The organism is Klebsiella sp. GW_Kp181, assembly GCF_040062315.1.
GTDB lineage: Bacteria > Pseudomonadota > Gammaproteobacteria > Enterobacterales > Enterobacteriaceae > Klebsiella > Klebsiella oxytoca.
In genome coordinates this window covers 51,544-65,106 of sequence record NZ_JBEAFR010000085.1, presented here as the reverse complement: position 1 = coordinate 65,106, position 13,563 = coordinate 51,544, and the positions used below count along the sequence as shown (strand labels likewise).

Sequence of the window (13,563 nt, the reverse complement as noted above, 5' to 3'; positions counted from 1 at the left end):
TGCTCGGCCGGGAAGCTTTGATGTATGATGGCGGAAATTACTACCCGGAGGAAGCCTGCAATGTCTCAACCAGACGCCATTATTCGAATTAAGAACCTGCGCCTGCGTACTTTTATCGGAATTAAAGAGGAAGAGATCGCCAACCGCCAGGATGTGGTGGTCAACGTCGCTATCCACTATCCGGCGGAGAAATCACGCAACAGCGAAGATATTAACGATGCGCTGAACTACCGCACCATTACTAAGCGCATTATTAGTCATATCGAAAATAACCGCTTTTCTCTACTGGAAAAATTAACTCAGGATGTGCTCGACATCGCACGCGAACATCACTGGGTCACATATGCTGAAGTAGAGATCGACAAACTGCATGCACTGCGCTACGCCGATTCCGTCTCCATGACAATGAGCTGGCGGCGCTAGATGCATCTTCGGGAGGCGCTATGAACGTTCTGCTTACTGGCGGTACCGGCCTGATTGGCCGGCATCTGATACCCCGGCTGCTGGAGCTGGGGCATCGCGTAACGGTTTCAACCCGCAGCCCTGAAAAGGCGAAAAACCGCCTCGATTCTCGCGTCACTCTGTGGCGCGATTTTGAGCATCAGGTGAATCTTAACGGTTTTGATGCCGTCATCAATCTGGCAGGCGAACCTATCGCCGATAAACGCTGGACGGCGGAGCAGAAGCAGCGCCTCTGCCACAGCCGTTGGGATATCACCCAAAAGCTGGTCACCCTAATCAACGCCAGCGACGCGCCGCCCGCGGTGCTGATTAGCGGTTCAGCCGCCGGCTATTATGGCGATCTCGGCGAAGTTGTCGTCACCGAAGAAGAGCCGCCGCATAATGAGTTTACCCACAAGCTTTGCGCCCGCTGGGAGCAGATTGCCTGCGAAGCGCAGAGCGATCGCACCCGCGTATGCCTGCTGCGTACCGGGGTGGTGCTGGCGCCGCGAGGCGGCATTCTGGCCAAAATGGCGCCCGCCTTTAAGCTTGGCCTCGGCGGCCCTATCGGCAGCGGCAGACAGTATCTGGCCTGGATCCACATCGACGATATGGTCAACGGTATACTGTGGCTGCTTGATAACGACCTGCGCGGGCCGTTTAATATGGTTTCCCCTTACCCGGTTCGTAACGAGCAGTTCGCTCATGCGCTGGGCCATGCGCTAAACCGTCCGGCGATTTTCCGCGTCCCGGCGGCGGCTATTCGTCTGCTGATGGGAGAATCTTCCGTTCTGGTACTCGGCGGCCAGCGCGCGTTGCCTAAACGCCTGGAAGCGGCCGGATTTGGCTTTCGTTGGTACGATCTGGAAGAGGCGCTGGCCGACGTGCTGCGGTAGTTCAGTTTACTCAGGGAGAGCGCTACGTTCTCCCTGAGCGATTAATTTGTGGAACCCACCTCGCAGCGCGCAAAAATCACCATTCCTGTGTCGCCTTAACTGTGAATCTTATTCCAGTGATATGTCTTTCACTCTGCCATAACCCCTGTGTGTAATTTAACACCACCACACCGTTGACATTCGTCAACAACTTATTCAATATTACCAGGATGAATTGATGAAGGAACATCCGGATAAACATATCAGAGCAGCTATTGACTACGCGCTGGCACGGGGCTGGATTTTTATCACTGGCTGCAAAAGCGCTCACTGTTTTGGCAGGTTGATGTGTGGGACGGCCCGGCACCGGGAACATATGATGAGCATCTGGTCAACGCCTGCGGTACCCATTAACCACGCCAGGCAAATTATCAGAATGGTCGACCGCTGCCAGCCGCCTGCCTCGGGTCAGATTAACCACAAGAAGGATTAAACAATGGCGCTGTATAATTTTACGCTCACCCTCTCCGGCGTAACTTCTCGTACCGTGGGTCTGGAAGATGCACTGCATGCCGCAGGCTGCGCTGACGCCCTGGTCTGTTTTTACGGAACGGCGGTCTATCTGGAGTTCGATCGCGAAAGAGACTCTCTTGAGCAGGCTATTCTGTCAGCCATTGCTGATATCGAATCCGCTCCGGCTCTGAATGCGCGAGTCGAATCCGTCGATTCCGCGCTGGTAGGATTAAGCGATATTGCCGAACTCACCGGCCTGACGCGACAGGCCGTCGCCTTATTGAAAGATGGCGCGCGAGGCTCGGGCCAGTTTCCGGGACCGGTGCAGCGCGTTAAAGGCAATTCGCCGCTATGGCGCTGGAAAACCATCGTTGGCTGGCTGGTAACGGAGGGACGACTTGCTGAAGACTCAGCGCTGGTCGCCCACGCCGAGGTGCTGGACGATCTCAATCTGGCGCTGCAGCTGAGGGCTACGCGGGAGAGCAAAACCGTGTTGCACTATCTTAGCGGGCTGGAAAGTCAGCGCCAGGCTTCACCGACGGTTGCTTAAAGGCATAAACATTCCGCGGCTTTATGGTGTTAAGGTGGCGGAAGAATCCACTTGTATGGACTGCTTTATGATAATGCTCACCACTCCGCGCCTGCGTCTCTCTGGGTTTAACGCATCCGACTGGCCTTTTTTTCTGCGCTTACGGCGAGATCCCGAAGTGATGCGCTATATGGGAGAGCTTCTTGAGGAGCCGGCGCTGCGGACGCTGTTTGAGTCCCGCTGCGCAGACCCTGGCGTATTCGTTTTACGTGATGCCAGCGGCGCGGCAATTGGCGATATCGGGCTGCGCATCAGCAGTAAAAACCCGCACGAAGCGGATGTCGGATACGCACTCCTGCCCGAAGCTCAGGGGAAAGGGTACGCCAGCGAAGCGCTAAAAGCGATTTGCGACTACGGTTTTCAGCTGCTCGGCGTTCACGCCATCAATGCCTCGGTGCTGGGCAGTAACGCTGGTTCCTCTCGTCTGCTGGAAAAACACGGTTTTATCCGCATTCAGGTGCTCGAAAAAGCCTATCGCCTGAACGGAATTGATTACGACGACTGGGTATATCGGCTGGAGCGTTAGCCGCCCCGACGGAGAGTATTCCGCCGGAGGCAGGACAGGAATTACTTTAAAGAGCCTTTCAGGAACTGCTGCAGGCGCTGGCTTTTCGGATTACCGAAGACTTCGTCAGGGTGCCCCTCTTCTTCTATCTTGCCCTGATGCAGGAAGATTACGTGAGAGGAGACGTGGCGCGCAAAGCCCATCTCATGGGTGACCACGACCATGGTTTTCCCCTCTTCCGCCAGCTGCTGCATAATGCGCAACACTTCGCCCACCAGTTCAGGATCAAGCGCCGACGTCGGTTCATCAAACAGCAGCACATCGGGTTCCATCGCCAGCGCGCGGGCGATGGACACGCGCTGCTGCTGGCCGCCGGAGAGATGCACCGGATATTTAATCTGCTGGCGTTCGTCAATCCCCACCTTCGCCAGATATTTCACCGCCCGCTCGCGCGCTTCCTGTTTGCTCAGGCCCAGAACCTGAATCGGCGCTTCCATCACGTTTTCCAGCACCGTCATATGGCTCCAGAGATTGAAATGCTGGAACACCATCGTCAGGCGAGTCCGCAGCAGACGCAGTTGGTTCTTATCCGACACCTTGAGCTGACCGTCTTTATCACGAACCAGACCAATGTTCTGCCCGTTAACCACAATCGTCCCTTCGCTGGGCTTTTCAAGAAAGTTAATGCAGCGCAGAAAGGTGCTTTTACCGGAACCGGATGAGCCAATAATACTGATCACGTCCCCGGCTTTCGCCCGCAGCGAAACGCCTTTCAGCACCTCGTGTTCGCCGTAACGTTTATGCAGATCGATTACATTTAATTTATTGTCGGACATGGCGTTCTCAATGCGTCGAAGAAGGTTTGATATGCTGCAGCCAGCGCTTTTCCGCCCTGCGGAATAAGCTAATCAGCACATAGGAGATAATTAAATACAGAACTGCGGCAATGCCAAAAGCGGTAAACGGCTGGTAGGTTGCCGAGTTGATATCACGGGCAATTTTCAGCAGATCCGGCACCGTGGCGGTAAAAGCCAGCGCGGTGGAATGCAGCATCAGGATCACTTCGTTGCTGTAGGCAGGCAGAGCAATACGCAGCGCGGAAGGCAAAATAATGCAGCGATACATTTTGACCGCAGAAAAACCGTACGCGCGGGCGGCTTCGATCTCTCCCGCCGGCACTGAACGAATCGCTCCGGCAAAAATCTCCGTGGTATAAGCGCAGGTATTCAGCGTCAACGCCAGCACCGTACAGTTCAGACCGCTACGAAAGAAGGCGTTCAGCAGTTCTGTACCTTTGACGATCTCCAGCGTGTACATACCGGAATAGAACACCAGCAGCTGCACATACAGCGGGGTACCGCGAAAGATATAGGTGAAAAGCCAGATTGGGAACTGGATAAATTTGTTGCTCGATACCCGGCCTATGGCAAGAAAAACCGCGAGTATGCCGCCCATCACGACTGAAGAGATCAGCAGCCAGAGCGTAATCGCTACGCCGGTGAAGCGATAGCCGTCGGTCCACAGCAGAGATTTCCAGTACTCCTGAATAATATCAATCACAGGTCAGCCCTCTTCACGCCAACAGAATAACGGCGTTCGAGCATCAGCAGCACACCATTGGAAACCGTGGTAAACACCAGATAAATCAGGCCGCAGACGATAGCGAAGTAGAAAGGCTCCCAGGTGCTTTTACCCGCCAGCTGAGTTGCCTTAACCACATCTTCCAGCCCCAGCAATGAGACCAGTGCAGTCGCTTTGAGGATCACCTGCCAGTTATTGCCAATTCCGGGCAGCGCATAGCGCATCATTGCCGGAAACAGAATGCGGCGAAAGGTCTGCCCGCCGCTGAAGCCGAAGGCCGTTGCCGCTTCAATATGTCCCTTCGGTACCGCCAGGAAGGCGCCGCGAAAGGTTTCGGTGAAGTAAGCGCCGTAAATAAAGCCCAGAGTGATAATCCCCGCGACCATGGGGTCGATATCAAACTGCGCGAGGCCAAGCGCATCGGTCAGCGCGTTGAGCGCGATCTGCAACCCGTAGAAAATCAGCAGCATCAGCACCAGATCGGGTACGCCGCGAATTAAGGTGGTATAGCCTTCAAAAATCAGCGCCAGCGGACGATTACTGGAAAGCTTCGCCCCCGCGCCTGCCAGGCCGATAAGCACTGCCAGAACGACCGAGCTTAACGCCAGCTCAAGGGTGACCAGCGCGCCCTGAAAAATAACCTGAGAAAAACCGTACAGCATGCTGTCTGCCCTGTCTGTCATCAACCATCGCGCGCTAAGTCACGCGCGATGGGGTACGCGGGATGGTTAGTCGCCGTACACGTTAAAATCGAAATATTTCTTCGCCAGCTTGTCGTAGGTGCCGTCCTGGCGCATCTCGGCAAAGGCTTTATTTAATGCTTCACGCAGCTCATTATCCTCTTTGCGCAGCCCCATTCCGGTGCCGACGCCAAACAGCTTCTCGTCTTTAATCGACGGGCCGCCGAACTGATAATCTTTGCCAATAGGCTGTTTGAGGAAGCCTTCGCTGGCGGCAACTTCATCCTGGAACGCCGCGTCAATACGTCCGGCGGTCAAATCGGAATAGATATTGTCCTGGCCCTGATAGGAAACGATTTCAATACCTTTCGGCGCCCAGTGTTCATTGCCATAGGTTTCTTGTGTGGTGCCCTGCAGAACGCCAATGCGCTTACCTTTCAGCTTCGCAAGGTCTGGCGTGATATCGCTGCCTTTTTTGACGACCAGGCGAGAATCAGCCGCGTAAAGTTTGTCGGTGAAGGCAATTTCCTGCTGGCGTTTTTCGGTGATCGAAAGCGAAGACATAATGGCGTCGATCTTCTTCGCTTTTAAAGAAGGGATCAGCGCGTCCAGCGGGTTCTCAATGAAGGTACATTGCGTATTGATGCGCTTACACAGCTCTTTTGCCAGATCGATGTCAAAACCAACCAATTCACCCTGTGCATTCTTTGATTCGAACGGGGCATAAGTAGGATCGGTGCCAATGCGGACTTTTTGCGGAATTGCTGCGAATACGGTGGAAACGCTGGAAAGGGCCAGCGCTAAGGAGAGAGACAACGCCAGTTTTTTCATAACTATCCTCAACAGACTGTCATTCTAATGGATTTATTAGAAGTACTTACGGCAGTTATCGTGCCATTATTCGCCCCGGTAAGGCAAAGTATTCTGCGCCGGAAAGCAAATTTTTTCGCATCGGAAACGCTTAACTATGCACTTTTTAACATAGAGTGCGCAATTTCCTGTACCAAATTGATCCGCTTAAAGCACCGTTGCACCAATATCAGACAGAAATAGATACTCGTGGCCCGGAATCCGGGCCAGCGGGCGACTTAATCACCGTAAACGTTGAAGTCGAAGTATTTCTTCGCCATTTTGTCGTAGGTGCCGTCTTTGCGAAGCTCAGCCAGGGCTTTATCAAAAGCGGCCTTCAGTTCGCTATCATCCTTACGCAGGCCAATACCGGTGCCATCTCCGAAGAATTTTTTGTCTTTAACAGAAGGTCCGGCAAAGGCAAAATCTTTACCGGCTGGTTGCTTGAGGAAGCCTTCGCTGGCGGCGACCTCATCCTGCAAGGCGGCATCCAGGCGGCCCGCAGCGAGGTCTGAGTAGATTAAGTCCTGATTCTGATAAGCCACGACGTCGACCCCGTGGCTGCGCCAGCGTTCATTGCCGTAGGCCTCCTGGGTGGAGCCCTGCAGAACGCCGACGTGCTTGCCTTTCAGAGATTCCAGCGTCGGTTGAATCGGTGAGCCTTTGGCGGCAATCAGGCGAGAGTCCGCCGCATAGAGCTTGTCAGAGAACGCGATTTCCTGCTGGCGTTTTTCGGTTATCGATAACGAAGAGATGATGGCGTCGATTTTCTTCGCCTTCAGCGATGGGATCAGGGAGTCGAAATCGCTGCCAACCCAGGTACATTTTACTTTGATGCGCGAACAGAGCTCATTACCCAAATCAATGTCAAAACCCACGAAATCCCCTTTCGCATCCTTAGAAGAAAAAGGCGCGTAGGTGGCATCGGTGCCAATGCGAATACTCTGCGGCAGCGCGGCGAAGGCGCTGGAAGCGCTGCAAATGCCCATCATTAAAGAGAAAGCCAGGACCGTCTTCTTCATAGGTTACCCTTAAGTGTCGTGATGTTGTTATGTCATGCGTTGTCTTGTTATTGGTGCTGCCGACAAATCTTGCACGTTTTATGCCATTCTCTCAGTGCGTGCTGGAAACGGCGTTAAATTTGTTAAATAAAGGTTGCAAGTTTGTCTTGAAAGGGAAGATACCAGCAATAATGGATAAACCGCAGCGCCGTAGCGCAAAAAAACAAATTAAATGTTGAGGATTTGATCGAGGCGACAAAATTGCACTGCAGGAGCGCAGAGGTGAAGAAAGCGCACTATGTTAGTGCGCCCTACGCGCCCTGCCAGCGGGTAAAGAGGTCTGCAGGAAGAGAGATATCAAACTGATCGATAACGCGATTGACCGTTTGATTGATCACATCGTCAAGGCTTTCAGGACGATGATAGAACGCCGGAACCGGCGGCATAATCACTGCGCCCATTTCCGCCGCCTGGACCAGCAGACGCAGATGACCGAGGTGGAACGGCGTTTCCCGAACGCACAGCACCAGCGGGCGACGCTCTTTAAGCACCACGTCCGCCGCTCTGGTCAGCAGCCCATCGGTATAGCTATGAACAATGCCGGAAAGCGTTTTCATTGAACATGGCAAAATCACCATCCCGGCGGTTTTAAAAGAGCCGGAAGAGATACTGGCGGCGATATCACGGGCATCGTGCACTACGTCGGCCAACGCCTGCACCTCGCGCAGGGAGAAGTCCGTCTCCAGCGCCAGCGTCTGACGGGCGGCCTGGCTTAAAATAAGATGGGTTTCGACATCAGGCACCTCGCGCAAAACCTGGAGCAGGCGTACGCCGTAAATTGCGCCGCTGGCGCCAGAGATACCGATAATGAGTCGCTTCACGATGATTGCCCCTTTCACACGATGGCGCAGACTTTGCCGGATTATGCCTGCGGACGCAACCGCAATGAACTCTCACGAACCACTAACCGCACCGGCAACAACAGGTTTCTGTCACCCTCATCGCTGAGTAAAAGACGGAACGCATCGCGGCCAAGCTCACGTTTATCAATGGCCACCGTGGTTAACGGCGGCCAGGCCCATGCAGCAGCTTCAATATCATCGAAACCGACGATCGCAATCTCATCCGGCACCTTGATGCCCTTCCGCGCGCAAACTCTCATCGCCACCAGCGCCGCCATATCGTTATAAGCAAAGATAGCATCCGGCGGCTGCGGTAGCGCCAGCAGTTTCTCCATGCCTTCTACCAGCGGTTTTTCTATCTCCTTGACCGGGGGGACTTCGACTCGATACTCCTCGGCCAGAGAAATTCCGGCATCAAACAGCGCCTGCAGATAGCCTTCAGTACGCTGACGGATGCTGTAATGGTGCTGCGAATGGCCGAGTAAGGCAATACGCTTTCTTCCCTGTTCAAGCAGGTGGCGGGTGGCGATAAATCCGCCGTGATAGTTGTCAGGATTGGCACAGGGAAAATCCGCCGCCCACAAATCAACCAGGGCAACGGGGAGCGCCGTTTTTTTCAATTCCGCCAGTATCTCTGCTTCAAGATAACCCGCGCAGATCAGCGCGTCAGGCTGATGGAGATTAATCAACTCGCCAACTGAATCTCCCGGACCAATGGGCTGGAAGCTCATGGCAATTTCATTTTCTCTACAAGCGTCAGCAACGCCAAGCATGACGGTCGAATAGAACGGCAGAGCGCTGGCAATATTGTGTTCCCTGTGCATTAAAAACAGCAGCCGCTTGATGCGACCGTTGCGCAAGCGGCTAAAATCATAGCCTTCGGCTTCCGCTATCGACAGGATCCGCTGACGAGTCTCCTCGCTAAGCCCCGGCTGCCCTTTTAGCGCTCTTGATACTGCGGCAATCGACACGCCGCAGGCCGCCGCAATATCTTTAATTCTGGTCTTTTTTACCATTCCGTTCGTTTTCACCTGTTTTACGGGGTTTACGCTGATTATCCCTGCAGCGCCTGCTCTCCAGCCCATGCAGCGCCGCGTACGCCGCTGCTGTCGCCATGCTTTGCCGGCAGAACCGGCGTCACGCAGCGTCCACCGAATATGTACTTTGCCATTTCAGCCGATAAATCGCTATACAGCTCATCGACGCCCGACAGCCCCCCACCTATCACTATCACATCCGGATCGAGCATATTCACGACGTTTGCGAAGGCGCGCGCCAGCTGATTACGGAATTGCCGCCACAGCGCCAGCGCTTGAGGGTGTCCTTCACGCATCTTCAACACCAGTTCTTCAGCGGTTCCGCGTCCTTCATTATGTAAGCGAAACTGTCGGGCCAGCCCGCTGCCAGAGATAAACGATTCTACGCAGTTATGCTGACCGCAATAGCACAAGTGCGAAGGCCCATCGTGTTCCGGGGAATAGTGCGGCAAAGGATTATGCCCCCATTCACCGCTGCAGGCATTCGGCCCGGTCAGCAAACGCTGATGCACCACCACCCCGCCGCCGCATCCGGTACCAAGTATCGCCCCAAACACCACTTCATGACCGGCGCCACAGCCATCTATCGCTTCCGACAGCGCGAAACAGTTAGCATCGTTTGCGACAGCCACCGGCTGGGAAAAATAGTCGCTAAGGATATCATGCAGCGGATGCCCATTGACCACCTGAATATTTGAATTTTTTACTAAACAAGTAGCGGTGTCAATCGCGCCGGGCAAACCGAATCCCAGGCTTAGCTTTTCGCCTGCCCAATCCTGCGCGGCATGGACTTCTCCAATGATACCCTGTAAGAACTGCTCAATACTGGCTTTCGGTGTCGCAATGCGCTGCTGCCAGACCAGTTTTCCCTTGTCATCCAGCACGACAGTCTCAACTTTGGTCCCACCGATATCCATACCTAAATGCATTTAATTCGACCTTTTCTCGTAAAAATGATGCTCAGCTTAGCGAATAACGCAAAGAATCCCGGCATCCTTCACGGATAAATGTGATCAAGATCGGCATTAAAAATAATTTGTAGTAAAACTCAAGATCAAAATCACAAGCACAAAAGTCAAAAATGTACGAAAAGAGAAGATTAGATCTATGCTCGGCAGCGTATGAAGTTTACTAAAAACATAAAAACAGATCGTAATGACCTGTGTACCCTCACACTCTGCTTAGCAAATAAGGATTGGTTATGGCTACAGTCGATAATCTGGACACGAATGTGCAGATGGTTGATGCGGGCGAAACGCTCTCCACCCGCGAAAAAATAGGCTATGGGCTGGGAGATGCCGGTGGACACTGCATCTCTGACTTAATCAGCGGCTTCCTGCTTTTTTTCTACACCGATGTGTTCGGCCTCAGCCCGGCCATCGTCGGGGCAATGTTCTTTACCCTGAGAATTTTTGATGCGATATCAGACCCGGTTATGGGCGTTATTGCTGACAGAACCCGCAGCCGCTGGGGCCGCTTTCGCCCTTGGCAGCTCTGGACTGCCGTGCCGCTTGCGGTTATCGGCATTCTGACGTTTACCGTGCCAGACATGAGCCCAAACATGAAAATTGCCTGGGCGTTCGGGACCTATTTTTTGCTCTCTATTGGCTATACCGCCAATAACGTCCCCTACTGCGCCCTGATAAACGCCATGACCAACCGTCACGATCAGGTAATGTCCTGCCAGTCCTGGCGCTTTGTCTTAAGCGGTATCGCCGGCTTCCTGGTCTCCGTCGGGCTGCCATGGATGGTCGAGCTTTTTGGCCAGGGCAATCTGGCTAAAGGCTACCAGTACGGCGTGGCCGTGCTGTGCGCCGTTGGTATGATCATGTTTTTACTTTGCTTTTTCTGGGTCAAAGAGCGGGTTCCGCTGTCGCTGGCCGGAAAATTCACGCTGCGCCAGCATCTGCAAGGGCTGCGTAAGAACGACCAATTACTGCTGATGCTGGTGATGTCCTTCCTGCTGGTGAATATTCTGTGCATTCGCGGCGGCGGCTACATGTACTTTATCTCCTACGCGCTGCAGGGCAGCGCCGGCTTTATGTCGCTGTTTTTTGCTATCGTCACCGTGGCTGCGATTATTGGTGCGGTGATCGTCAACCCGCTTTCACGCCGCGTCGACATGGTTACGCTGTACTTCCGCACTAACCTGGTGCTGGTTATTTTCGGCGTGGCGATGTGGTTCCTGCCCACCGGCCCGCAGCATCAGACACTATGGCTGGTCTGTATCCTGATCAACAACGTTGTGCTTGGTTTCACCCTGCCGCTGCACTTCTCGATTATGGCCTTCGCCGATGATTACGGTGAATGGAAGAATGGCGTGCGTTCCTCCGGTATGAACTTCGCCTTTAACCTCTTTTTTATCAAGCTCTCCTGGGCCTCATCCGGCGGCATTATCAGCCTGTTGCTGATTCTGGTCGCGTACCGTCCAGGCCTGGAAAATCAAACTGCCGCGTCTATTCAGGGCATCACCCTGCTGCAAACCGTAATACCGGCAATTTTCCATCTGGTGCTGGCCCTGTGTCTGCTGAAGTGCCGGCTGGACGGCCCAATGATGAAACGTATCTCCACCGATCTTAACCAAAGACATAGCCAAATTTCCTGAGGTAAACATGATGCAGTCCGATGTAATTGAAGCCGACCTGAACAGAATTACCGTTACCGATCCTTTCCTGGGAGAGTATCAGCGTTTGATTCGTGATGTCGTCATTCCTTATCAGTGGCAAGCGCTGAACGACAATATTCCCGATGCGGAGCCCAGCCACGCGCTGGCCAACTATCGCATTGCCGCGGGACAAGAGGATGGCCAATTTTACGGAATGGTTTTTCAGGATAGCGACGTCACCAAATGGCTTGAGGCGGTCGCCTGGTCGTTAAGCCAAAAACCTGACGCGACGCTCGAACAAACCGCTGACGAAGTGATCGAACTGCTGGCGCAAGCGCAGTGTGAAGACGGCTATCTCAATACCTGGTATACCGTAAAAGAACCGGGTCAGCGCTGGACTAACCTGGCAGAGTGTCATGAACTGTACTGTGCCGGGCATCTTTTTGAAGCGGCTGTCGCTTTTTATCGCGCCACCGGTAAACGTCGTCTGTTGGAAATCTCCTGCCGCTTTGCCGACCACATTGATACCGTCTTCGGGCCTAACCCCGGACAGCTTCGCGGCTATCCGGGACATCCGGAAATCGAACTGGCGCTGATGCGCCTGTATGAAGTCACCCGGGAACCTCGCTATCAGGCGTTGGCCTGCTTCTTCGTCGAAGAACGTGGGAAGCAGCCCTACTATTACGATATCGAGTTCGAAAAACGCGGCGGTACCCGGCACTGGATCGGTTGGGGCGACGCCTGGCCAGGAATGATCAAAGACAAAACTTACACCCATGCGCACAAACCGCTCGCTGAACAGAACGAAGCGGTCGGCCACGCCGTACGTTCGGTCTATCTGATGACCGGCCTGGCGCATATCGCCCGTATGACAAATGACGAAGAGAAACGTCAGACCTGCCTGCGGATCTGGAACAACATGGTGCAGCGTCGGATGTATATCACCGGTGGAATCGGCTCTCAGGGGATCGGCGAAGCTTTTACCAGCGACTACGATCTGCCCAACGATACCGCCTACGGCGAAAGCTGCGCTTCAATTGGCCTGATGATGTTCGCCCGTCGGATGCTGGAAATGGAAGGCGATGCGCACTATGCCGACGTGATGGAACGCGCTTTTTACAATACGGTACTCGGCGGGATGGCGCTGGACGGTAAACACTTCTTTTATGTTAACCCGCTGGAAACCTATCCGAAAAGCATTCCGCATAACCATATTTACGACCATATCAAACCGGTTCGCCAGCGCTGGTTTGGCTGCGCCTGCTGCCCGCCAAATATCGCCCGCACGTTGGTGGCTATCGGGCACTACCTGTTCACGCCGCGCCGGGATGCGCTGTTTATCAATTTCTACGCCGGAAGCGAAGCGCAGTTCACCATTAATGACCAGCCGCTGGCGCTAAAAATCAGCGGTAACTATCCATGGGATGAGGAGGTCAACATCACTTTCAGCCACCCGCAGGCCGTTCAGCATACGCTGGCGCTGCGCCTGCCGGAATGGTGTGAAGCGCCGCAGGTGCTCATCAACGGCGAAGCCGCGCAGGGCGAACAACTGAAAGGCTATCTGCATATTACGCGCCAATGGCAGCAGGGGGATATCATTACGCTGCGCCTGCCGATGACCCTCCGCCGGGTCTACGCCAACCCACTGGTTCGCCATAACGCCGGTAAAGTCGCCATTCAGCGCGGACCGCTGGTTTACTGCCTGGAAGAGGTTGATAACAGCGCCGAACTGCACAACCTGTCGCTGCCCAAAGCGAGTCAGATACGCGAGATTCCAGGGACCGGGGTGCTAAAAGGAAAAATCGTGCTGCAGGCGGAGGGGCTTCGGGTACTGACCGCCCAGGAGGATAAACCGCTCTACAGCTTCGACCATCGCCAGACGGCGGTAGAGAAACAGACCTTAACCTTTATTCCATGGTTTAGCTGGGCCAATCGTGGCGAAGGCGAGATGCGAATTTGGATCAACGAGGCCTGACCTCTAAAAA

15 protein-coding genes are annotated in these 13,563 nt (G+C 54.1%); 7 read left to right on the top strand and 8 right to left on the bottom strand.

Annotation, left to right across the window (positions count from 1 at the left end; all coding sequences use genetic code 11):
- The first annotated feature begins 60 nt into the window (after positions 1-60).
- The 5 genes from folX to ABLV11_RS25380 all read left to right on the top strand — a co-directional run bounded on the left by folX (position 61) and on the right by ABLV11_RS25380 (position 2,944).
- Positions 61-423: a dihydroneopterin triphosphate 2'-epimerase gene (gene folX / locus ABLV11_RS25400; RefSeq protein ID WP_004104107.1), complete on the top strand. Its 363-nt coding sequence runs from the start codon at positions 61-63 to the stop codon at positions 421-423.
- 20 nt (positions 424-443) lie between these two features.
- Positions 444-1,337, top strand: a complete 894-nt coding sequence (locus tag ABLV11_RS25395) for a TIGR01777 family oxidoreductase (RefSeq protein ID WP_004104109.1) — start codon at positions 444-446, stop codon at positions 1,335-1,337.
- A 217-nt stretch (positions 1,338-1,554) separates the two neighbouring features.
- Positions 1,555-1,809, top strand: a complete 255-nt coding sequence (locus ABLV11_RS25390) for a hypothetical protein (protein ID WP_064344153.1) — start codon at positions 1,555-1,557, stop codon at positions 1,807-1,809.
- A 3-nt stretch (positions 1,810-1,812) separates the two neighbouring features.
- Entirely contained in the window at positions 1,813-2,379 is a 567-nt protein-coding gene (locus ABLV11_RS25385) for a hypothetical protein (RefSeq protein ID WP_004104113.1), read from the top strand.
- A gap of 67 nt (positions 2,380-2,446) precedes the next feature.
- Positions 2,447-2,944 carry a GNAT family N-acetyltransferase gene (locus ABLV11_RS25380; RefSeq protein WP_224330246.1) on the top strand — a complete coding sequence of 166 codons (498 nt, stop codon included), beginning with the start codon at positions 2,447-2,449 and terminating at the stop codon, positions 2,942-2,944.
- A gap of 41 nt (positions 2,945-2,985) precedes the next feature.
- Here the strand turns inward: ABLV11_RS25380 and hisP are convergent, their stop codons facing one another.
- The 8 genes from hisP to ABLV11_RS25340 form a co-directional block, all read right to left on the bottom strand.
- A complete protein-coding gene (gene hisP, locus ABLV11_RS25375) occupies positions 2,986-3,759 on the bottom strand; it encodes a histidine ABC transporter ATP-binding protein HisP (RefSeq protein ID WP_004104116.1) in 774 nt (257 codons plus the stop codon).
- Positions 3,760-3,766: 7 nt separating this feature from the next.
- Positions 3,767-4,483 (bottom strand): histidine ABC transporter permease HisM, encoded by a 717-nt coding sequence (gene hisM, locus ABLV11_RS25370; RefSeq protein WP_004104118.1) that lies wholly within the window; start codon positions 4,481-4,483, stop codon positions 3,767-3,769.
- The gene (locus ABLV11_RS25365; protein WP_004104120.1) at positions 4,480-5,166 is read right to left on the bottom strand and encodes a histidine ABC transporter permease HisQ; all 687 of its coding nucleotides are present in this window, start codon (positions 5,164-5,166) and stop codon (positions 4,480-4,482) included. Before ABLV11_RS25365 ends, hisM begins: the two co-directional genes overlap by 4 nt.
- Positions 5,167-5,232: 66 nt before the next feature.
- Positions 5,233-6,015, bottom strand: a complete 783-nt coding sequence (hisJ, locus tag ABLV11_RS25360) for a histidine ABC transporter substrate-binding protein HisJ (RefSeq protein WP_023321376.1) — start codon at positions 6,013-6,015, stop codon at positions 5,233-5,235.
- Positions 6,016-6,272: 257 nt separating this feature from the next.
- Positions 6,273-7,055: a lysine/arginine/ornithine ABC transporter substrate-binding protein ArgT gene (gene argT, locus ABLV11_RS25355; RefSeq protein WP_004104124.1), complete on the bottom strand. Its 783-nt coding sequence runs from the start codon at positions 7,053-7,055 to the stop codon at positions 6,273-6,275.
- 290 nt (positions 7,056-7,345) lie between these two features.
- The gene (locus tag ABLV11_RS25350) at positions 7,346-7,915 is read right to left on the bottom strand and encodes a UbiX family flavin prenyltransferase (RefSeq protein ID WP_004104126.1); all 570 of its coding nucleotides are present in this window, start codon (positions 7,913-7,915) and stop codon (positions 7,346-7,348) included.
- A 41-nt stretch (positions 7,916-7,956) separates the two neighbouring features.
- Entirely contained in the window at positions 7,957-8,952 is a 996-nt protein-coding gene (locus ABLV11_RS25345; RefSeq protein ID WP_004104128.1) for a LacI family DNA-binding transcriptional regulator, read from the bottom strand.
- 38 nt (positions 8,953-8,990) lie between these two features.
- Positions 8,991-9,902 carry an ROK family protein gene (locus tag ABLV11_RS25340; protein WP_070555631.1) on the bottom strand — a complete coding sequence of 304 codons (912 nt, stop codon included), beginning with the start codon at positions 9,900-9,902 and terminating at the stop codon, positions 8,991-8,993.
- A 272-nt stretch (positions 9,903-10,174) separates the two neighbouring features.
- Here ABLV11_RS25340 and ABLV11_RS25335 point away from each other — a divergent pair, with 272 nt between their 5' ends.
- Together ABLV11_RS25335 and ABLV11_RS25330 are read left to right on the top strand one after the other, a co-directional pair.
- Positions 10,175-11,578, top strand: coding sequence for an MFS transporter (locus ABLV11_RS25335; RefSeq protein WP_004114267.1), 1,404 nt, complete (start codon positions 10,175-10,177; stop codon positions 11,576-11,578).
- Positions 11,579-11,585: 7 nt separating this feature from the next.
- Positions 11,586-13,553, top strand: a complete 1,968-nt coding sequence (locus ABLV11_RS25330) for a beta-L-arabinofuranosidase domain-containing protein (RefSeq protein WP_070585432.1) — start codon at positions 11,586-11,588, stop codon at positions 13,551-13,553.
- The last annotated feature ends 10 nt before the right edge of the window (positions 13,554-13,563 follow it).